18 protein-coding genes are annotated in these 20,357 nt (G+C 42.9%); 11 read left to right on the forward strand and 7 right to left on the reverse strand.

Translation table 11 applies throughout. The features are described 5' to 3' along the window. Window positions 1-23 precede the first annotated feature (23 nt). Together IEY48_RS11265 and IEY48_RS20550 are read left to right on the forward strand one after the other, a co-directional pair. The gene (locus tag IEY48_RS11265) at window positions 24-563 is read left to right on the forward strand and encodes an Lrp/AsnC family transcriptional regulator (protein ID WP_188920333.1); all 540 of its coding nucleotides are present in this window, start codon (window positions 24-26) and stop codon (window positions 561-563) included. A 145-nt stretch (window positions 564-708) separates the two neighbouring features. Then, the gene (locus IEY48_RS20550; protein ID WP_268244301.1) at window positions 709-843 is read left to right on the forward strand and encodes a hypothetical protein; all 135 of its coding nucleotides are present in this window, start codon (window positions 709-711) and stop codon (window positions 841-843) included. Here IEY48_RS20550 and bioA read toward each other — a convergent pair. After that, window positions 830-2,164 carry an adenosylmethionine--8-amino-7-oxononanoate transaminase gene (gene bioA / locus IEY48_RS11270; RefSeq protein ID WP_188920335.1) on the reverse strand — a complete coding sequence of 445 codons (1,335 nt, stop codon included), beginning with the start codon at window positions 2,162-2,164 and terminating at the stop codon, window positions 830-832. The genes IEY48_RS20550 and bioA overlap by 14 nt on opposite strands. 114 nt (window positions 2,165-2,278) lie before the next feature. On the opposite strand from bioA, the gene bioB reads away from it, so the two are divergent. Genes bioB through bioD form a run of 4 tightly spaced genes read left to right on the forward strand, consistent with a single transcriptional unit; the run spans window position 2,279 to window position 6,053 of the window. Then, window positions 2,279-3,331 (forward strand): biotin synthase BioB, encoded by a 1,053-nt coding sequence (bioB, locus tag IEY48_RS11275; protein WP_188920337.1) that lies wholly within the window; start codon window positions 2,279-2,281, stop codon window positions 3,329-3,331. Window positions 3,332-3,337: 6 nt separating this feature from the next. Next, on the forward strand, window positions 3,338-4,525 hold the full coding sequence (locus IEY48_RS11280) for an aminotransferase class I/II-fold pyridoxal phosphate-dependent enzyme (protein WP_188920339.1): 1,188 nt from the start codon (window positions 3,338-3,340) through the stop codon (window positions 4,523-4,525). A 30-nt stretch (window positions 4,526-4,555) separates the two neighbouring features. Continuing rightward, window positions 4,556-5,314 (forward strand): methyltransferase domain-containing protein, encoded by a 759-nt coding sequence (locus tag IEY48_RS11285; RefSeq protein WP_229786413.1) that lies wholly within the window; start codon window positions 4,556-4,558, stop codon window positions 5,312-5,314. Window positions 5,315-5,321: 7 nt separating this feature from the next. After that, window positions 5,322-6,053, forward strand: coding sequence for a dethiobiotin synthase (gene bioD, locus IEY48_RS11290; protein WP_373293725.1), 732 nt, complete (start codon window positions 5,322-5,324; stop codon window positions 6,051-6,053). Between the two features lie 91 nt (window positions 6,054-6,144). Here the strand turns inward: bioD and IEY48_RS11295 are convergent, their stop codons facing one another. The 3 genes from IEY48_RS11295 to IEY48_RS11305 all read right to left on the reverse strand — a co-directional run bounded on the left by IEY48_RS11295 (window position 6,145) and on the right by IEY48_RS11305 (window position 9,090). Continuing rightward, entirely contained in the window at window positions 6,145-7,170 is a 1,026-nt protein-coding gene (locus IEY48_RS11295; protein WP_188920345.1) for a GGDEF domain-containing protein, read from the reverse strand. Window positions 7,171-7,305: 135 nt separating this feature from the next. Beyond that, window positions 7,306-8,217 (reverse strand): DUF481 domain-containing protein, encoded by a 912-nt coding sequence (locus IEY48_RS11300; RefSeq protein ID WP_188920347.1) that lies wholly within the window; start codon window positions 8,215-8,217, stop codon window positions 7,306-7,308. Window positions 8,218-8,661: 444 nt separating this feature from the next. Beyond that, window positions 8,662-9,090 (reverse strand): MaoP family protein, encoded by a 429-nt coding sequence (locus IEY48_RS11305; protein WP_188920349.1) that lies wholly within the window; start codon window positions 9,088-9,090, stop codon window positions 8,662-8,664. Between the two features lie 108 nt (window positions 9,091-9,198). On the opposite strand from IEY48_RS11305, the gene hdfR reads away from it, so the two are divergent. The 3 genes from hdfR to IEY48_RS11320 all read left to right on the forward strand — a co-directional run bounded on the left by hdfR (window position 9,199) and on the right by IEY48_RS11320 (window position 12,064). Beyond that, window positions 9,199-10,059, forward strand: a complete 861-nt coding sequence (gene hdfR / locus IEY48_RS11310) for an HTH-type transcriptional regulator HdfR (protein ID WP_188920351.1) — start codon at window positions 9,199-9,201, stop codon at window positions 10,057-10,059. Window positions 10,060-10,661: 602 nt separating this feature from the next. Next, complete coding sequence (locus IEY48_RS11315) at window positions 10,662-11,510, forward strand: DNA ligase (RefSeq protein ID WP_188920354.1); 849 nt, start codon at window positions 10,662-10,664, stop codon at window positions 11,508-11,510. Between the two features lie 59 nt (window positions 11,511-11,569). Beyond that, window positions 11,570-12,064 carry a low molecular weight protein-tyrosine-phosphatase gene (locus IEY48_RS11320; RefSeq protein ID WP_188920357.1) on the forward strand — a complete coding sequence of 165 codons (495 nt, stop codon included), beginning with the start codon at window positions 11,570-11,572 and terminating at the stop codon, window positions 12,062-12,064. Window positions 12,065-12,105: 41 nt separating this feature from the next. Here IEY48_RS11320 and ylqF read toward each other — a convergent pair whose 3' ends face one another. Next, window positions 12,106-13,047: a ribosome biogenesis GTPase YlqF gene (gene ylqF / locus IEY48_RS11325; protein WP_188920358.1), complete on the reverse strand. Its 942-nt coding sequence runs from the start codon at window positions 13,045-13,047 to the stop codon at window positions 12,106-12,108. 140 nt (window positions 13,048-13,187) lie between these two features. Continuing rightward, entirely contained in the window at window positions 13,188-14,027 is an 840-nt protein-coding gene (locus IEY48_RS11330; RefSeq protein ID WP_188920360.1) for an isopenicillin N synthase family dioxygenase, read from the reverse strand. A gap of 156 nt (window positions 14,028-14,183) precedes the next feature. On the opposite strand from IEY48_RS11330, the gene IEY48_RS11335 reads away from it, so the two are divergent. After that, window positions 14,184-15,095, forward strand: a complete 912-nt coding sequence (locus IEY48_RS11335) for a bifunctional methionine sulfoxide reductase B/A protein (protein WP_188920362.1) — start codon at window positions 14,184-14,186, stop codon at window positions 15,093-15,095. Between the two features lie 254 nt (window positions 15,096-15,349). On the opposite strand, the gene rne is transcribed toward IEY48_RS11335, so the two are convergent. Next, the gene (gene rne, locus IEY48_RS11340) at window positions 15,350-18,727 is read right to left on the reverse strand and encodes a ribonuclease E (RefSeq protein WP_188920364.1); all 3,378 of its coding nucleotides are present in this window, start codon (window positions 18,725-18,727) and stop codon (window positions 15,350-15,352) included. 626 nt (window positions 18,728-19,353) lie between these two features. On the opposite strand from rne, the gene rluC reads away from it, so the two are divergent. Further along, window positions 19,354-20,310, forward strand: coding sequence for a 23S rRNA pseudouridine(955/2504/2580) synthase RluC (gene rluC / locus IEY48_RS11345; protein ID WP_188920366.1), 957 nt, complete (start codon window positions 19,354-19,356; stop codon window positions 20,308-20,310). The last annotated feature ends 47 nt before the right edge of the window (window positions 20,311-20,357 follow it).

Genomic DNA, 20,357 nt, shown 5'->3' on the forward strand with positions numbered 1-20,357 from the left:
CATAAGCACGGTGGGTAGAGGCAATGAAGAAGAAATTGAAGATTGACAGTTACAATAAAAAAATATTATCCACATTGCACCTAGAGGGCGCGGTCACCAATATCGAATTAGCTGAAAAAGTGAACTTGTCGCCCAGTGCCTGCTTTCAACGGGTCAAAGCATTAAAAGAAGCGGGTTACTTTCGTAATTTACATGCCGATATCAATTTAGATCAGTTGTGTGAGCATGTACTGGCTTATATTGAGTTCACTTTAGAGGATAACAGCGCACCTTCTCAGCGTCGTTTTGTTAATCGGATTAATGATATCCCCGAGATAATGGACTGCATGCAGTTAAGTGGTGATGTGGATTATATTTCGTTAAGTTGCTTTCCTAACATTAAAGCATTAAATGAAGTATGCGCATATTTAAGCGATCAACCAGATTTAAGAATCAAACGCATTAACACCCGGATTGTACTTGAGCGAACTAAATGGTTTTTAGGTTACCCATTAGCCAAATTAAAATGGTTAGATGATGAACATTTTTCAGGGGAGATGGTGTCAGAGCGAGTAGGGATGTGATTACAATCTGCGCTAAAATGGAATGGAACAATAGAAATATCATAGTAAGTTTATCAACGTTTTCGTCAATAGAACTTCGCATGGCATCACATATTGTTTAGCACCACAATTACAAGTTAGCAATGAGCTCGCCAGTGGATAATTAGTGCAGATCCTGCCAGATAAAGTCATTGAAGAGACACTGTATTGGCACCATTGGATTTTACTCAAGGGAATTTATAAAGAAGTCTCTGACGCGATCATATCCCATGCCCAGCAAGTATTGGCTAGCCATGGCTAATAAATTGCTGTTTGTTGCCGCTATCTGCAATGCTGCCTGCAACGCTTACCATTGCTGAGGTGAGTTGCGTCAGTTGCGCAGCACTAATCGTGTAAGGCGGCATAATATAAATGTATTTATTAAACGGCCTTACCCATACCCCAAGGTCGACAAACGCTTGTTGTAATTGTGCGGTATTGACGCTGCTCACCATTTCAATCACCCCAACGGCGCCTAATACGCGTACATCTTGTACTTGGGCTAAATCAGTGGCACTGGCGAGCTCTTGTTTAAGTTGGGCTTCAATGGCGCTGACTTGTTGTTGCCAGTCACCTTGAAGCAATAAATCTAAACTGGCAGTAGCTGCGGCGCAGGCTAATGGATTGCCCATAAATGTTGGGCCGTGCATAAACACGCCTGCTGGTGAGTCACTAATGCCGCTGGCGACTTCGTCACTGCACAGGGTTGCGGCTAAACTGATGTAACCGCCAGTAAGCGCCTTACCTACACATAAAATATCTGCTTCAATGTTGGCATGTTCATAAGCAAAGCATGTTCCGGTGCGGCCAAAACCGGTGGCAATTTCATCAAGTATTAATAGCACTTGGTATTCATCGCATAAGGCTCGCAGCTTAGTTAAGTAGGCTGGCGAGTAAAAACGCATTGCGCCTGCACCTTGCATAATCGGTTCGATAATCACCGCGGCAATGTTTTGATGATGTTGGCTAAATGCATGCTCTAAGGCATTACTATCGGTTTGATTGAGTGGTTCATTAAATTTCGATGTTGGCGCAGGGATAAACACTTGTTTAGCGACATTATTGCCAAACATGGTGTGCATGCCGCCGTCTGGGTCGCACACGCTCATGGCGGCAAAAGTGTCGCCGTGATAACCACTTTTAACCGTCATGATTCGTTGTTTTTGCGGTTTATTGCGCCCTTGCCAATATTGCAGCGCCATCTTTAGGGCCACTTCAACGGCAATAGAGCCAGAGTCGGCCAAAAATACTTTGGTTAAATTGGCGCTGGTCATTTGCACTAGGCGTTTTGACACTTCAATAGCTGGCTGGTGGGTAATGCCGCCAAACATCACATGGCTTAGGCTTAAAAGTTGCTGTTGCATGGCCGCTAAAATGGTCGGATGACTATAACCATGCACACATGACCACCATGAACTGGTGCCATCAATTAACACTTCGCCACTGTCTAACGTCAACTCGCAACCTTGAGCAGAAACCACACCATACACAGGCAGTGACTGGGTCATAGAGGTATAAGGATGCCAAATATGTTGCTGATCAAAAGTATAATCGATAGTGGTATTTGTGTTTGAAAGTGTCATAATTATAAGTGCTCGCTTTTTAACCGCTTGTAAAGGGCGAAGTGTTCGCTGCGTTGACAGTTTACGGGCTCAGGGTATCCTAGCCAACAGAAAATCAAAATAAAGGAAAGATCCATGTCGTTAGCTGAAGTTCGTCACGATTGGCAAAAAGCAGAAATCGAAGCATTGTTTGCATTGCCGATGAATGATTTATTGTTTAAAGCCCACAGTATTCATCGTGAAACGTTTGATCCTAACGAAGTGCAGATCAGTCGTCTTTTATCGATTAAAACCGGTGCATGCCCTGAGGATTGTAAATACTGTCCTCAAAGCGCGCGTTATGACACCGGGCTTGAGAAAGAACGTCTACTTGAAATTGAAAAAGTATTAACCGAAGCCAAAAGTGCTAAAGCCGCTGGTGCATCACGTTTTTGCATGGGTGCCGCCTGGCGTAACCCTCGCGATAAAGACATGCCGTATTTAACCCAAATGGTTAAAGATGTGCGTGCCTTAGGCATGGAAACCTGCATGACCTTAGGCATGTTGTCACCTGAACAGGCCGATCAACTGGCCGATGCGGGTTTAGACTATTACAACCACAACCTCGATACCTCGCCTGAATACTATGGCGATGTGATTACCACGCGAACCTATCAAAGCCGCCTAGATACCTTATCGAATGTACGTGCCTCAGGTATGAAAGTCTGTTCTGGTGGTATTGTCGGTATGGGCGAACAAGCCACAGACCGCGCCGGTTTACTACAACAGTTAGCCAATTTAGAGCATCATCCAGATTCAGTGCCTATCAATATGTTAGTGAAAGTTGCAGGTACACCGTTTGAAAAGTTAGATGATCTTGACCCACTTGAATTTGTGCGCACCATTGCGGTTGCACGTATTTTGATGCCTAAGTCGCGGGTACGTTTATCTGCTGGGCGTGAAAACATGAGTGATGAACTGCAATCGATGTGTTTCTTTGCTGGTGCGAATTCGATTTTCTACGGCTGTAAGTTACTGACTACGCCAAACCCAGAAGAAAACGATGACATGACGTTGTTCCGTCGTTTGGGTTTACACCCAGAGCAGGGGCCACAAGCTAATATTGAATCTGACAGTGCATTGCTTGCTCAGGCTAGTGCTAAGCAAGATAAGTCTACCAAGCAATTTTATGATGCAGCCGCACTGTAATTAGCCATGGCAAAATCAGACCTGTCAGTAAAGGATAACCATCCATTCGCTCAGCGGATCAATAATACGCTTGCGCAATTACACACGACGGGCCTTTTACGTCAAAGGCGAGTTAACGGGCTTGTTTCGCAAACCAAGATGATTGATTTTAGCCATAATGATTACCTTGGCTTATCTCAAGAACCCGCTTTAGCTCAGGCTCTTTATCAAGGGGCGCAGCAATACGGTGTCGGCAGTAGGGCATCGCCGTTAGTCAGTGGTTACAGTGTTGCCCATCAACAGCTTGAACAACGTTTGTGTGAGCTAACGGGTCACCAGGCGTGCATGCTGTTTAGCTCAGGTTTTAGCGCCAATAGCGCTTTGATGAAAACACTCTTTAATGCTGATGACACAGTGATTGCAGACAAATTAGTGCATGCATCTGTGATTGATGGTTTGAAAGACTGCCAATGTAAAGTTAGCCGTTTTTTACATAATGATCTTAGTAGCGCTGCGCGGGCGATTGAGCGCAACCCAGGCTGCGCAGTGGTGACTGAAAGCGTATTTAGCATGGACGGTGATACTGCGCCAATCGCTGAACTTTCGCATTTATGTCGCGAGCATCATTGCTGGTTGATTGTTGATGATGCTCACGGCTTTGGTGTGTTACCGAATGACTGGGTTAATGCAGACAAAGTCGATATTCAAGTGGTCACCTTTGGCAAAGCATTAGGTTGCCAGGGAGCGGCGATTTTAGCCTCTCAAGATGTCATTGATTATCTGGTGGCGACAACGCGGGAATATATCTACTCAACGGCGTTATCTCCTGCCAATGCTCATTTAGCATTAGCGGCGATTAATTGGCAATATTCGCATCCGCAATTGTTAACCCAACTATTGGCCAATATCGCGCTGTTTAGACAGGTCGCTACACAACATCAATTACCGTTAACTGAGTCGTTAACGGCTATCCAACCGATTATGGTTGGTGATAATCAACGTGTGATTGCCATTGCAAAGCAGTTAACTCAGCAAGGTTTTTTGGTGGGGGCAATACGTTCGCCTACTGTGCCTAAGGGGCAAGCGCGATTACGGATCACCCTAAATGCTCAGCACCAGGCTGACGATATTCGCGCCTTGGTTGCTGCACTCGCATCACTGATGAATGACAATGATGCAGACACAAACACATCAGCACCTTTACAGACATTGTAACGACATCAATTTGGATCAATGAGCAACCTCATGACGTTAGATAATCCACTGGCCAATAAGTTTTCAACCGCGGCAAGCCAATACAAACAGCATGATGTATTGCAACGCTTAAGTGCGCAAAAATTGTTACAGCAAGCAAATTTAACCGGCACGTTATTGGATGTGGGTGCTGGGCCTGGTACTGATTTTGGCGCATTTAATGCCATTAATCAGGTTGTTGCAGTCGATATTGCCCATGGGATGCTCACTGAGTTAACCCAACAATTTACAGATTATTTGCCTTTGTGTAGTGATGCCCAAGCCTTGGGGTTACAGACTGCGTCTGTTGACAGCATTTATTCTAATTTGGCATTGCAGTGGTGTCCCAAATTGCCTCAAGCGTTTTGTGAGTTTCAGCGCGTGTTACGCCCAAATGGTGAGTGTCATTTGAGTATTGTGGCAGATGGCAGTTTAGCCGAGTTAACAACCTTAGGTTTTCATGTCAATCAATTCAACTCCGTTTCGGCGTTAAAACAAGCATTTATGGCATCCCAAATTCAGGGCGATACATGGCAAAGTATTGATATTAAAATTGAAAGCATTCAAGTCTATTTTGATGATTTACGTAGCCTGTTGTATTCCATTAAAGGGGTTGGGGCATCATTTGCTCAGCATCAACATAACCCGAACAGACCAGTGTTAAAAAAGCAGCAATGGCAACAACGAGTTGAATTTGCCAACACGCTGCGTACAGAAAAAGGCATTCCTTTAACGTATCAAATCGCGTTTATCCGCGCCAAACGGGGCTAACAGTATGTTGTATTTTGTCACCGGAACCGACACCGATAGCGGTAAAACCTTAATCTCCGCCGCATTGTTAGCAAAAGCAACGGGGCATAAATGTGGCTTTAAACCCATCGCATCCGGCTGTGAGATGAGTAAAAATGGTTTACGCAACAGCGATGCGCTGATGTTAATGGCGCAATCTAATATGGGGCACGCGTATCATGAGATTAACCCTATCAGTTTTGCACCTGCAATTGCGCCTCATATAGCCGCCTCGCAGGTTAATATCGCGTTAAGTGCACAAGGTGTGCTTGATTCGATGTTTCATCCGGCAATGGTCAATGCCGACTTTGCTTTGATTGAAGGGGCTGGTGGCTGGCGTTTACCGTTAGGTAATGGCGAGTACCTATCTGATACGGTTAAATTATTGCAGACTACGCTTCAACAAGAGACATCCACTTATGGCAATAGTGTTCAGTTTACTCATACTGTAACGAAAAACATTAAAATTGAAGTGATTCTGGTAGTGGGGATGAAACTCGGCTGCTTAAATCATGCGTTGTTAACGCAAGAAGCGCTGCTAGCCGATGGTTTGAGTATTGCAGGTTGGGTAGCAAATCAGGTAGATGCCGACATGGCGTTTATTGACGACAACTTGCAAAGTTTGCAACAGATGATGCAAGCGCCATTTTTAGGTTATGTGCCACACCTTGCTAATCCGAGCGCCGAAAATGCAGCAGGATATCTGCAATTACCTCAATAATGATTAAATTAACAAAAAGCTCAGCGCTGTTTTCATCATAATGATTGATAACAACGCTGAGCTTTTTAGCGTTCAATAACAGCTTTATCGTTTAACTTGAGATTGGCATGACACGATTACGGCCAAGGCGTTTTGCCTCATACAATAACTTGTCAGTCGCTTCAATTAATTGACCCACATTTTGTTTGGGTTTCCACTCTGCCACACCAAATGAAGCCGTAATCGAATCAATCACTTTGTCGCTACGACGGTCTTTCACACTGAGTTTTTCCAGTGCTCTACGGATCCCTTCTGCTAGCTGTCTTGCCACTCTCAATTGGCTACTTGGCACAATAATGGCAAATTCTTCACCACCATATCGGTACAGTTTTATTCCATCACGACACGCTTCCTGGATACGTTTAGCAACGGTTTTTAACACGAGGTCGCCCAATTGATGGCCAAAGGTGTCATTAAAGTTTTTAAAGTGATCAATGTCGATTAAAATCAGACATGTACCTGTTGGCGATAAATCAATTTGTGCTTCAATATCATGATTGAAAGCGCGTCGGTTTAACACATTGGTTAAGGCATCAAATAGCATGTCTTTTTCAGATTCAGCTAATCGTGTTTTTAAAGTATCAATTTCAGATTGGGCTTTTTGCAATTGCTCAGTAAAGCTCACAGTGCTTGAGCGAATGCTAGAGGACTCTTTTACAATACTTCTAACAACACCAATGACTTGCTCAAGCGAAAACCCTTTGGTTTCCAAGTCACTTAACTTTTTAAAATCTTTGTCTATTTGAGTTTGAAATGTTTCAGTGTCTAAATTGGTGTCTCTGAGAGATTGTGACAATTCACATACCATGGCATCTAAATTTTTACGCATTTCGCGCACATCTAATTCGACCGGATCGGCCACATGTTTTCGATAAAGTAACTCACTGGTAACAGGCGAGCAGGTTTGATTCTGTTTTATTGCGGTATCGAGTTCTTGATTTAACAATGGGTTTTGCTCGCCAACATATGCATACCAAAGTGCGTAGTTTGTTGGCGTGGTTGGGATTTTATACTTGAGCATTAACGGAACCGCTCTTTTAAGATTGGCAGCAGCGGTTTGTAATAACGTATTAGACATTAAGTGCCTCATGAGCAGGGCTATGAACAGACATTAAAGTGATGGGGGTATAATAAAGTGTATAGTAGGACATTATCATTTAACGGATCACAAAAAAAGCATCACAAGATGCTCATTAGTGCTAAAAGTGGGTGATTAGAATGCGTAAGAGACCGCAAACATAGGACCGGTGAAACTGTAGTTGATATTATGATCAAAGGTTCTTAATTCGGTGTCGTTCAGTTTACGTTTTTTTTCAATGGTAATGTCGACATCATAATAATTATAAGCAAACTTGAGTGACCAATTTTCACAAAATTTAGCTTGTACCCCTAAACGTACGTCAAGCAATGAACCGTCTACATCATCATATTCAATGGCAAAATATTGTGTATGGGCATAAAGCTCCCACCCAGAATATAACTCATAGGTAGCATACATCCCAATATTGGGAAGCGGGGCGGTAAAGCTGTCATCAACGACCTCAGGGGTGTCAACAACATTACTGCATAAGCTGGTTAAGTCGGTGCCAGGAATACATGTACCAATCGTGCCTTTAAACGAGGTTTCGATGAACATGGTGTGTAACCCAACCGAAAACCCTACAGAGTAGTTGGTTCCTTGCCAGACATCATAGCCATAGCCAATACGTAAAATATCGATGTTTAATTCGGTATTTAATTTGGCTCCTACCTCTATGAGATAGTCTTTGCCATCAATATCTTCAAGAATAAAATCTTGGCTGATGGAGTTGTTATCTGCTTGGCGATCTAACGATTTCCAATCAATGTATAAATTATGGCGTTGGTTAAAGGCGTATTTGAATTCAAAGTAAGGGAGGTATTGCTCTTCTGCGAGTAAAAACTCATCTTCAAAATCAATGGGGAAGGTGCCGCCATTTTGAGGGTTAGTGACAATAATGTTTGAATCGGAGTTAGCATAAAATACACCTATGTCGAAGGTGTATGTATCGATTTGTGTTGATGTATGATTATTGTAGTTACTGGCTGCGTATGCAACCGGAGTCCACAAAACCAACATAACAAAATAAAAAAAAGGTCTAATCATTGAAACTCCGCATTTAATTTTTTTAGTGTCACAAGATATGCGTCTTCATATGATGCTGTTAGCGTATTCGAGATGGTTTTTATCGATTAACAACAATAGCCAAGTAGATAACTATTAATTGTGTAGTCATTTACATTAAATAAATCAATCTGGCTAACTTTTCAGCGGATATATTAGCATTCTGTAACTAAATGTGAAGTATTTGTGTCTGATTGTTGCGTTAAATCAACTTTTCCTGAATAGTTTGACCTTAAAGACTTAAAAATAACTTTTTCTAATGAGGCTAGAGGCAGTAAGGGCGTCAGAGCATTGGCGGATTTAATATAGTAGGCAATTTTATGACAAAAACAAAAAAGTAGAGCAAAATTGACTCTACTTTTAAATATGAAATGTTAAATTTATGCTGCTTGTTGTAAGCGGTTGTTTTGGCCAATGAAAGCCGATTTATTCTGATTCATCGTTGTCTGCTGAATCGTCTTCAACATCGTCAAATTCAATTTCAACCTTTGGGCTTGTTGGCGTGTGGATGGTCCCGACTACAGCATAAAAGGGCTTACCTTTGGCTAGGCGGCAGTATTTAGCCCATAGCAATTCCATCGGCGTTGATGGTGTCATTTTACCTTGTAAAACCTGTACAAATTGGTCTTCATCTACATTACAAGGCAGCTGAGTACCGTCAGCTAAATTTTTCATTGCTTGACCGTGTTGTTCGAGCAGGTCGGCTTCCTTACTGGTAAAATCACCGCAACGCTTAAATCCTTTAGGGAAATTAGCGTCATCATAGAAGCGTTTAGTAGAGCGGAAACTGTCGCTTGATCCATTGGCGTGAGCTTCAATAGCTTGTTTCGCATTGACAAATGATTGCTGAGACATGGCTAATACCTTCTAGATTATGAGATATAAAGATTTTCAACTGGAGTATTGGCTAGTATTATCATTTTTTAAATCAAAATATTTTGCCCTTAATGGTGAACAATTTTTATGGATACGGATTTATTAAAAACTTTTTTAGAAGTCTCCCGTACGCGCCACTTTGGCAAAGCGGCAGAAAATCTCTATCTCACCCGCAGCGCCGTTAGCTTTCGAATAAAGCAGCTAGAGGGTATTTTGGGCGTCGAGCTATTTGAAAGATTACGCAACAATATTCAACCTACTCCCGCAGGTGAAAGGATGTTAGGTCATGCTGAGGCAGTACTGAATGCATGGGAAAGGGCAAAACAAGATATTATTTTAAACCAACAGCACAGTACTCAGTTGACTATTTCAGCGGGTCACAACATTTGGGATGCGTACTTACAACCTTATCTACAGCCGCTGCATTTGGGGCTGGATGGCGTGTCATTAAGGACCGAAGTTTTATCTGAGTCTGTGATGACCAGGCAATTGATTGAACGCAGTTTAGATATTGCCATTACCTTTGATCCGCCAAAACTAGACGAAATTGAGTTAGTTAAATTGGCGCAAATTAGATTATTTTTAGTCAGCAAGCAACAAGGGCTTAACATAGAACAAGCATCAAATCAGGCTTACATTAAAGTTGATTGGGGCACGGCGTTTAACATTACCCATGCCCAAGCATTTACCATGTTGCCTGTGCCAATATTGCATACTAGTTCAGCAAGAATGGCGTTGGATTTTTTGCTCAATAATGGAGGGTGTGCTTTTTTACCTGAAGTATTGATTGAAGAGTACATTGCTAATGGCACATTACATTATGTCGACAATGCAGGGGTAATCACGCGTAATGTGTATGGCGCATATTGGGCCGAGAATGAGAGGCTTGCCAATGTAGAACAAGCCATAGCCATTTTATCTGCAGGATTTGCCAACGCCGTTGAGTAACACCTTGTGGCCGCGCGGACGATAACGACAATTAAATGACATTCACCAGTTTCGCAATGGGCAACATTAACAAGGTTAAACCGCTTCTTGCTTTAATGCCGCTTCGTTCTTTCAGGCGGCTTATAAGCCTTAAATTGAGAAGTCAGTGGCTCTAAATATGCGTTTAAGACCATGATTATTTGTTGGTTTCATGAAAATTATTTATCTGTATTAATGACAAGCTGATCGTAACATTCACCTTTTGACTTGCAGTTATTTTATACCATTCCGCGTTAGTAAATGATCTCTCAGCGAGAGTTTAAAAGGGCTTAAACAAGGCGTATGACTGAATGAATAGTTGTTCTCTTTCGAAGTCATGCAACGCAGTGTAAGCCCTTTTTAAACTCGCCTGAAAGGAATGTCCCAGCTGCTTTTGTTCTGCGTTCTCGCTATTTGAAAGGGAACAACCATTACTACATAGCGACGCCTTAATCAAAAAACGCTGGACGCATTCTGAGTGGTCACTTATTAATGCGCAATGGTATTGGTCGCAATGCACGAGTGGTAACGTTGTACTAGGCTTATCTTTGCCATGAGGCACAAGCTATTGCCAAGGATTGACTATGTTACGTTTACCCTGTGTTGTTTTTTTACTTTTTTTCACGCTCTACAGTTTTCCCTGTGTTAGTGAGCGCCTACCGATCCCCGAAATACAACTCGCCAGTCAGTATTCTGATGAATTGATAGTCGCTGATTATTTAGTCAGTGAAAAGCTCGATGGCGTAAGAGGCTATTGGGACGGTCAACAAATGCTGACTCGTAGCGGCCGTAAAATCGATTTACCTGTATGGTTTACTCAACATTTTCCGCGTTATGCCCTAGACGGTGAATTGTGGATGGGCCAGGGTTTATTTGAACAAATTTCGGCACTCGTTCGCACCAAACATACTGAAGATGATGAATGGCAGCAGGTGAAATACATGTTGTTCGATTTACCTTCACACAAAGGGACGTTTGAAGCTCGTTATCATGCCATGCAACAACTTGTTGCACAGGTAAACGTAAAGCAGTTACAGGTGATTAAGCAACAAACGATAACCAGTACCGAGGCATTATTTTCCGAGCGAGATAAGGTGGTTGCCGCCGGCGGTGAGGGGCTAATGTTACATTATCGACAAGCGTTTTATACGGTAGGGCGAAGCCCACATATTGTAAAACTTAAGCCTAAATATGATGCTGAGGCGGTGGTTATTGGCCATAGTGCCGGTAAAGGCAAGTATCATGGTATGGTGGGGGCGTTAACGGTAAAAAATCAACAAGGGATTATTTTTAAGATTGGCAGTGGTTTAACCTATAAACAAAGACAGGATCCGCCAGTCATTGGCGCTATTATCACTTATCAATATTTGGGATATACCCAGAAAGGCACGCCACGATTTGCGACATTTTTACGTGAGCGCCCGCCGCAATAAATTAGGTCGCGATTAACTCAAACAGCAATTCGTTTAACATCTCATAATAGGTAAGTGACATGATTGATAATGCATATTTAGCTAAGGTTTCTTCGGTATTATTTGTGTGTATGGGCAATATTTGCCGTTCACCTACGGCTGAGGCCGTATTTAAACAACAAGTTAAGCTGCACGGGTTGTCGTTAAGGGTCGATTCAGCTGGCACTATTGCTTATCACAAAGGTAATCCGCCAGACAGTCGTAGTGTTGCAGCAGGTACTAAGCGAGGCTTGGATTTTTCAGGGATGAAAGCAAGACAAGTGCGAGAAGACGATTTCGAACAGTTTGATCTTATATTGGCAGCTGATAACGATAATGTGCACGATTTACGTGAGCGTTGCCCAGCCCAATATCGTTATAAAATACATTTAATTCTCGATTTTACACCTGGTGATGTGGCAGAAGTACCCGATCCCTATTATGGCGGAGAACGAGGATTTGAACAGGTGATTGATTTGCTTGAAACCAGTCTTGCTGCATTAGCAACCCAACTGGTTTCAGCCAGAGTCAGTTAATTATTGAGCTTTGCTCAGCGAAACGATTAACCTTAAATGGGTTAGTCGTTGTGACGTTTACCAGAGCGTTTGAGTTTTTCCTGGGCGATTTTTTGCTGTTTAAGGGCTTCTTTTTCAGCAAGGAGTCGCGCGACTTCAACTTTTTCAATTTCTGCCATTTCTGGGGTTTCTAGGCTTAATAAGCCAATGCGTCCTGAGCGGTAATCGTGTAACAACAACTCTGATACTTTGTGGTAATCAATACGTCCGCCAGGACGAAGTGCACCGCGAGAGCCTGCGATAGCTTCAAGCAAACCAATGTCGGTATCGGGTAATGAACTCAGTTTATAACGTTCAAGCATGGCTTCTGGGTAGGCATTTAAAAAGTATTCGGCGGCAAACATTGCAACATCTTCATATTCCATTGCGGTGTCTTTAATTGCGCCAGTAACGGCTAGGCGGTAGCTACTGGCTTCGTTGTCGACTTTTGGCCACAAAATACCTGGCGTGTCCGAAAGCACAATACCATTACGTAAATTAATTCGTTGTTGGGTTTTAGTCACCGCCGGTTCGTTGCCGGTTTTGGCAATGGTGCGCCCAGCAAGGGTGTTGATGATGGTCGATTTACCCACGTTAGGGATCCCCATAATCATGGTACGAATGTCTTTTTCCATCACATCACGATGAGGCACTAATTTACGGCAAATATCAGGAATGCTTTTGACCATGCCTGGCTGTAAGGTGGTAATTGCAGAAGCCTTGACGCCTTGCTCACGTTCAAGGTACTCAATCCAACGCTCAGTAACCGCAGGATCGGCTAAATCAGATTTATTCAGTAATTTAATACAAGGTTTATCGCCACGAAGTTGTGACACCATTGGGTTTTCACTGCTGTAGGGAATGCGCGCATCGAGCACTTCAATAACCAAATCGACCTGAGGCATTGCCTCTTCAATCTCTTTGCGTGCTTTATGCATGTGTCCTGGATACCACTGAATTGCCATGATGTTGCCTTATAACCGAATGCCTATTCGATTGATTAACTGAATAAACAATCGAATGTGATCAAAAGCGCTATTGTACCTTGTTAGTTTACTAAAAGCATAAAAAAAGCGCCCTAAGGCGCTTATCAAAAGCTAAAGGGTTAGATAACACCTAACTCACGTAGTCTTTCCATCAAGTAGCTGTCAGCGGTATAACGTTCAGACAAGACTACTTCAGGGTTAGGGTGTAAAAATAATGGCAATGAGATACGCGACTTGGTTTTGTCGGTACCTTCAGGATTAATAACCCGATGAGAGGTTGATGGGAAATAACCGCCTGAGGCTTCCTGGAGCATATCCCCGATATTAATAATAATGCTGCCGAAATCACTTGGCACATCAATCCATTCACCTGTTTTAGTTTTCACTTGTAAGCCTGGTTCATTGGCGGCCGGCAATAAGGTGATTAAGTTAATATCTTCATGAGCAGCTGCGCGAATAGCGCCCATTTCTTCATCACCCTTCATTGGTGGGTAATGCAAAATACGCAGTAAGGTTTTTTCACTTTGAGCAATCATATCTGGCAGCGGGATTGAATATTTTGCTGCTACGTCTGCTGGTGTGTATTGCTCAATCCAGCTTAGTAGTTCTGAGGCTAATGCATTAGCGTGCTCATAATACGCTAGGATATTCGCGCGCAGAGAGTCAGGAATTCGACCCCAAGGATACACATGATAATATTCTTTGATATCTTTTACTGTGTTGCCTTTGGCGGTTTCTGATACTGATGCAGGGAAAAAGCCATCATGAGTTTCAGCTTTAAACAAAAAGTCATGCTTTTGTTCAGATTGAAAGAACGCGTACCATTCTTGGTAAATGTCCTCGACAAGTTGTTTCTGGATAGGGTGGTTAGATAATACCCCAAAGCCGGTTTCACGCAGTGACTCTACAAAACGTTCAGCACTATCGGGTGCTAAGTAATCAATTGTATTTAGTTTCATTATATATTTCTTATTAGTGTGTTGACCCGCGCTAATGGTAACCTTAGTCACACTTTGTCGCAATTGTTTGCGCGTGTTCAAATGGTGCGAGGTGAACTTGTGCCATTTATCACGCGTATTGTTTATTTATGAGGCAAAAATCAGTGAGAGCGAGTAATGAATAACTTAACCGAATTTGAAAAATACGTGATTGAGCAAAAAGGCACCGAGCGACCATTTAGTGGTGAGTATGTCGACTACGATGCTCAAGGCGTGTATTGCTGTAAAAAGTGCCTTGCACCTTTATATAAAAGTGAACATAAATTTAATGCACATTGCGGTTGGCCTGCCTTTGACGACGAAATCGCTGGCGCGGTAAAACGCACCCCTGATGCAGACGGACGTCGAGTCGAGATCACCTGTCATCAATGCGGTGGCCATTTAGGTCATGTGTTTGAAGGGGAGATGTTAACCGATAAAAATATCCGTCACTGTGTTAATTCTGTGTCTATGGTGTTTAAACCCGTGGAAGAACTAAATCAACTAGCGAGTCAGAAAAGTACCCAAAAAGCCACTTTTGGGGCTGGATGTTTTTGGTGTGTTGAAGCTATTTTTACTCAGCTAAACGGCGTGTTGAGTGTTCAGTCTGGTTATTGTGGCGGTAATGCCTGTGATGCAAATTACGATGCAGTATGCTCTGGTAAAACGGCTCATGCCGAAGTTGTACATATCACATTTGACCCGAATATCATCAATTACGAGACATTATTAACGGTACTGTTTGAAAGCCACGATCCGACCACATTAAACCAGCAAGGCAATGACAAAGGTCCACAATATCGTTCAGTGATTTTTGCTCATAATAGTCAGCAAGTCGATGCGGCAAATACGTTTATTGAATACTTAACTGCCCAGCGTATTTGGCCTAATCCGATCGTGACTCAAATAACAGCTTTTGATACTTTTTATGCTGCTGAAAGTTATCATGATGATTACTTTGCTAAACATGGTGAACAGCCTTATTGTCAGTTAGTGGTTAAACCCAAGTTTGACAAAGTGATGGCGAAGTTTGCAGATAAACGTAAGTAACCTGAGCTCGGGATAATAGCTAATCGTTTGATTTTAAGTAGTATAAGCTCATCCCTTATCCTGAGTTCAGGTTAAGCAGTAATACATATCATTAGATGACACAAAAAGGGGCGATTGAATATCAATTGCCCCTTTTTTATACAGCGATAATGTCTGCGTGTGACATTTTGCGAAAACACCTCATAAAGAACCCATAAAAAAGCCATGCTAAGCATGGCTTTTAAAATCAACAAGTGTAATCACTTTTAGTGATATTACTTACCTGGTCGAGCCATACCTGATGATGCGCTGTTTGACATCACTGATTTTGGCGCACTGGTTTCAGCTTGTGCTTCATAAGCTCTACCTTGCGGTACTGCTTGCTGCTCACGAACTTCTACTGTTGGTTTAGTCATATCAGATGACACCATTGAACCAAAACGACTGGTTTTAGCTGGCGCTTTAGGAGCCGGCTCAACAGGGGTAACAGTATCGGCTGTCGTTTCAACTGAGCTTTGAACTACAGCTTCAGTTTTAACTTGGCGTGCAATGGGTGCTGGCTTTGCCATTGGCGCAGAAGCATTTGAGCCTGCAGCTTTAGGTGCTTCAACAGCTTGTTCAGCAACCGCCGGCTCAGCAACTTTAGGCGCTTCAACAGCTTGTTCAGCAACTACCGGCTCAGCCGCTTTAGGCGCTTCAACAGCTTGTTCAGCAACCGCCGGCTCAGCAACTTTAGGCGCTTCAACAGCTTGTTCAGCAACTACCGGCTCAGCCGCTTTAGGCGCTTCAACAGCTTGTTCAACAACAGGCTCAGCAACTTTAGGCGTTTCAACAGCTTGTTCTGCAACAGGTTCAGCAGCTTTAGGTGCTTCAATAGCTTGTTGTTCTGATTTTGCTTCAGTTGTTGTAACAGATGCATCATCTTTAGACTGCTCAGCATTTAACTGCTTCTCTAACTCATCAACAGAGGTAAATACTGCTTGTTGAGTCGTGTCATTGTCATCACGGCGACGACGTTGACCCGCAGCACGAAGGTGACGCGGGCTGCGACGACTACGACGTTGACCTTCACGGCCTTCACCTTTTGCGTCATCAGAAGCTTCGCTGTCGCTGCTTTCTGCTGATTCATCATTCACGACATCTTGTGTCGCTATCACTGCTTCATCTGTTGTTTCTGTCGCGGCTTCGCTTGGCGTTGAGCTTGCTTGCTCGGCGTTAACGGTTTTTGTTTCTGCTTCAGTTTCAACTTTAACATCTTTAGTTACAGCGTCAGTGGCTTCTTCAACCGCTTTAGCTGGTGCAGTGCTTTCAGAGTCAACAGCAGATTTCTTCACTTGCTTGTCTGTTTGTTCACTTTTGTCTTTACGTGGCTGGCGACGACCACGTGCAGGTCTCGTATCTACTTTTTCTTCAGTGGCTTTAGCTTCAGCTGTTTTAACTTCAGGCACATCAACTACTGCTGGTTTGTCAGTTGCAGTGTTATTGGTTGCATCTGTGTCTGCAGCTTTAGCGGCAACCGCTTCGGTTTGCTCGTTTTCAATACGGACTTTACGACGTAAATTGCGGCGTTGACGACGCTCACGAGCAGCTTCTTGCTTTGGAGACTTCTCAGTGCTTGTTTTGGCCTCTGTAGCTTTTGGCTCATTGGTCTGTTGTAGCGCTTTGTCAGTCTTCTCATTACGTGGCTTGTTTTTAGCGTTGTCGTCTTGTGCATTGTTTTTGCTGTTACGATCGTTACGCTTATTACGAGTACGCGGCTCGTTGCTGTCTTTCACTTTGTCGCTGTCATTACGCTGACGACGGTTGTCGTTACGGCTTGAATTACGATTGTTGTTTTCGTTGCGGTTGTCATTACGACGAGGACGACGATTATTAGCCTGTGACGTCTGTTTGGCTGGTGCAGCAGGTTTAGTGTCTTTCGTTTCGCTATCGCTAGATGAAAATAATGCACTAATTGCCGACACGATACGGGCAAAAAATCCTGGTTGAGACGGCGTCGCCGCAACAGGAGCTTTAGCAGCAGGAGCCTGAGTTGGGGCGGCTTCAGCAGGTGTGGCTTTTTGTGGTGCTGCAAAGCCTTTTAATGCTGGCTCTGGAGCGGCAGCACGTTCAAGTTTACGAGGCTCGTATAACTTTGACGATGGCTTTTCAACGCGCTTGTAGCTTGACTCGCTGACTTCATCATCGCTCTTACGACGAACAACACGATACTCAGGCGTTTGCATGTGAGCGTCAGGAATGATGTAGACTTCAACGTCATGACGTTCTTCAGTAATACGGATAGCTTTACGTTTTTCGTTTAATAAGAATGCCGCAACATCGACCGGTACAATCGCTTCGATTTGGGTGGTATTTTCTTTAATCGATTCTTCTTCAATTAAACGCAAAATTGATAATGCTAAAGATTCGGTACTACGGATGGTGCCTTGACCATGACAGCGTGGGCATAAATGCGCAGCCGATTCTTCTAATGAAGGACGCAGACGTTGACGTGACATTTCCATTAAGCCAAAACGAGAAATACGGCCTAATTGCACACGTGCACGATCATGATGTACTGCATCACGCATACGGTTTTCAACTTCACGTTGATGACGAACTGGCGTCATATCGATAAAGTCGATAACCACTAAACCACCTAAATCGCGAAGACGTAATTGACGGGCAATTTCATCAGCGGCTTCTAGGTTAGTGTTTAATGCGGTTTCCTCGATATCGCCGCCTTTTGTGGCGCGCGCCGAGTTAATATCAATAGAGGTTAATGCTTCTGTAGGGTCGATAACAATTGAGCCACCAGAAGGTAAGCGCACTTCACGTTGGAATGCCGATTCGATTTGTGATTCGATTTGGAAGTGAGTAAAGAGTGGTACTTCAGATTCGTATTGTTTTACACGTTCAACAAAATCTGGACGAACGAGGCCAATGTGTTGCTTAGCATCTTCGTAAATACGTGGGTGGTCGATAAGAATTTCACCCACATCACGGCGTAAGTAATCACGGATAGCACGTACAATCACGTTGCTTTCTTGGTGAATTAGGAAAGGTGCTGCTTTACTTTGAGCCGCTTCTTGAATGGCGTCCCAGTGGTGTTGTAGAACTTTTAAGTCCCACTTTAACTCTGCAGATTCTTTACCTACACCAGCAGTACGTACGATTAATCCCATGCCATTTGGCACTTGAAGCTCAGACATTGCTTCTTTGAGTTCAGTACGCTCATCACCTTCGATACGGCGAGAAATACCACCTGCACGAGGGTTGTTAGGCATTAAAACTAGGTAAGAACCGGCAAGGCTGATAAAGGTTGTTAGTGCAGCACCTTTGTTGCCACGCTCTTCTTTATCAATCTGTACGATAACTTCTTGGCCTTCCTGCACCACTTCTTTGATGTTAGGGCGACCTTGGAATGAATATCCTTTAGGGAAGTATTCACGGGCGATTTCTTTGAGGGGTAAAAAACCATGGCGATCAGCGCCATAATCAACAAAGGCCGCTTCGAGTGAGGGTTCTACGCGAGTGATTTTACCTTTATAGATGTTTGATTTTTTTTGTTCATGACCAGGACTTTCGATATCTAGATCATACAATTGTTGCCCATCTACTAGGGCAACACGCAACTCTTCTGATTGAGTTGCATTAATTAACATACGTTTCATGATGACGTGATTCTTCTAAATGAGGTCATCAAACAACACGATCTTTTTGCATTACGGGCCTGAATTAATCGGTATAACCTCACGGCTAGATCCAGGCAATTAGGTGCTCATTGCTGTAAAACGCAGTCGCTGCGTGTCGCATCCTATTTATGGCTTATTTTCTAATATTTACAAAAACAAGGAATTCGTTGAATTACAACCAACCCCATAAATTATGGTATTTAATCCGTTAATGCCCAAGTCGAATCGGTTTGTTTGATAACAAGCTAAAATATTGTTCGAATTTGGGGCGATTTACTGCAGTTAAATTGAAATCTTTACTGAAAACTTACGGTTTAATTGTCGAAACGTTTTTTGTCGTTTTTTATTTAAATACAATTTGCAAATCAATGGTTTGCTACCGATAAAGCTCATTTTCTTAATTGCAGTTTATTCGCTTTTGGTGAAAGTTGTGAACACTTTATCCACTGTTTACTCTCATCCTGAGCGCAAATATAGCAACAAACGCTATTTTCATCAATCAAAAGCCCACAATCTTTATTGTATTTATTTCAAGTCAGTGATGACAATAGCCAATCATTTGCAAGATAAGGTACACTATTGCGGTTACTACTATATGGCGCATCATGAAAACTGAAACTACCCCCCAAGTTGAATACGTGACTATCGACGAAGATCATTTTGAACAACGAATCGATAATTTTTTGCTGACAAAATTAAAAGGTGTACCTAAAAGTATGATCTACAGGATCGTACGTAAGGGAGAAGTGCGGGTTAATAAAAAACGCATTAAGCCTGAATACAAATTACAAATCGGTGACATTGTGCGTGTGCCACCGGTACGTATCGCTGAAAAAGACTATCGCACAGCGCCATCGGCAAATTTATCGCGAGTATCACAGCTCGAAGATCGGATTATCCATGAAGACACTCATCTTATCGTATTGAATAAACCTGCAGGTATTGCTGTGCATGGTGGCAGTGGTGTTGATTACGGTGTGATTGAAGGATTACGCTCTTTACGTCCTCAACAAAAGTTTTTAGAGCTAGTACATCGTCTCGATAAAGACACCTCGGGTGTGTTGTTGGTGGCCAAAAAGCGCAGTGCTCTAAAACATTTACATGAGCAATTACGCAACAAAACCATGCAAAAAGATTATTTAGCTTTAGTGCGTGGTGATTGGCAAGCCAGCGATAAAGTGGTTAAAGCACCTTTACTTAAAATTACCCTAAAGTCGGGTGAGCGCATGGTACGCGTTAATAAAGAAGGCAAAGAGTCTGAGACTCGCTATAAAATCATGCAACGCTATCAAGGTTGCACCTTAGTTAAAGCCAGCCCGGTAACAGGACGTACCCATCAAATTCGGGTGCATTGTCAATATGCAGGCCATGCGATTGCATGCGATGACAAATATAGCGAACAACAATTTGATGACAGTATGCGGGCATTAGGGTTAGACCGTCTGTTTTTACACGCAGCGGAGCTGAAATTTAGCCACCCTGAAAACAATGAAACCATGCAAGTTAAAGCACCATTGGACGAAGTATTACTCAATACATTAGATAAGCTAAAAAGAACGTAGGTTTGCGCATCGTGATATTGATTTAAGTTAGATGTGATTGATTTGAT

Source organism: Shewanella saliphila (assembly GCF_014648295.1).
GTDB lineage: Bacteria > Pseudomonadota > Gammaproteobacteria > Enterobacterales > Shewanellaceae > Shewanella > Shewanella saliphila.

Coding starts and splice junctions, on each gene's coding strand:
- IEY48_RS11265 (WP_188920333.1), top strand. CDS start 24: ATGAAGAAGAAATTGAAGATTGACAGTTACAATAAAAAAATATTATCC.
- bioA (WP_188920335.1), bottom strand. CDS start 2,164: ATGACACTTTCAAACACAAATACCACTATCGATTATACTTTTGATCAG.
- bioB (WP_188920337.1), top strand. CDS start 2,279: ATGTCGTTAGCTGAAGTTCGTCACGATTGGCAAAAAGCAGAAATCGAA.
- IEY48_RS11280 (WP_188920339.1), top strand. CDS start 3,338: ATGGCAAAATCAGACCTGTCAGTAAAGGATAACCATCCATTCGCTCAG.
- IEY48_RS11285 (WP_229786413.1), top strand. CDS start 4,556: ATGACGTTAGATAATCCACTGGCCAATAAGTTTTCAACCGCGGCAAGC.
- IEY48_RS11295 (WP_188920345.1), bottom strand. CDS start 7,170: ATGTCTAATACGTTATTACAAACCGCTGCTGCCAATCTTAAAAGAGCG.
- IEY48_RS11300 (WP_188920347.1), bottom strand. CDS start 8,217: ATGATTAGACCTTTTTTTTATTTTGTTATGTTGGTTTTGTGGACTCCG.
- IEY48_RS11305 (WP_188920349.1), bottom strand. CDS start 9,090: ATGTCTCAGCAATCATTTGTCAATGCGAAACAAGCTATTGAAGCTCAC.
- hdfR (WP_188920351.1), top strand. CDS start 9,199: ATGGATACGGATTTATTAAAAACTTTTTTAGAAGTCTCCCGTACGCGC.
- IEY48_RS11315 (WP_188920354.1), top strand. CDS start 10,662: ATGTTACGTTTACCCTGTGTTGTTTTTTTACTTTTTTTCACGCTCTAC.
- IEY48_RS11320 (WP_188920357.1), top strand. CDS start 11,570: ATGATTGATAATGCATATTTAGCTAAGGTTTCTTCGGTATTATTTGTG.
- ylqF (WP_188920358.1), bottom strand. CDS start 13,047: ATGGCAATTCAGTGGTATCCAGGACACATGCATAAAGCACGCAAAGAG.
- IEY48_RS11330 (WP_188920360.1), bottom strand. CDS start 14,027: ATGAAACTAAATACAATTGATTACTTAGCACCCGATAGTGCTGAACGT.
- IEY48_RS11335 (WP_188920362.1), top strand. CDS start 14,184: ATGAATAACTTAACCGAATTTGAAAAATACGTGATTGAGCAAAAAGGC.
- rne (WP_188920364.1), bottom strand. CDS start 18,727: ATGAAACGTATGTTAATTAATGCAACTCAATCAGAAGAGTTGCGTGTT.
- rluC (WP_188920366.1), top strand. CDS start 19,354: ATGAAAACTGAAACTACCCCCCAAGTTGAATACGTGACTATCGACGAA.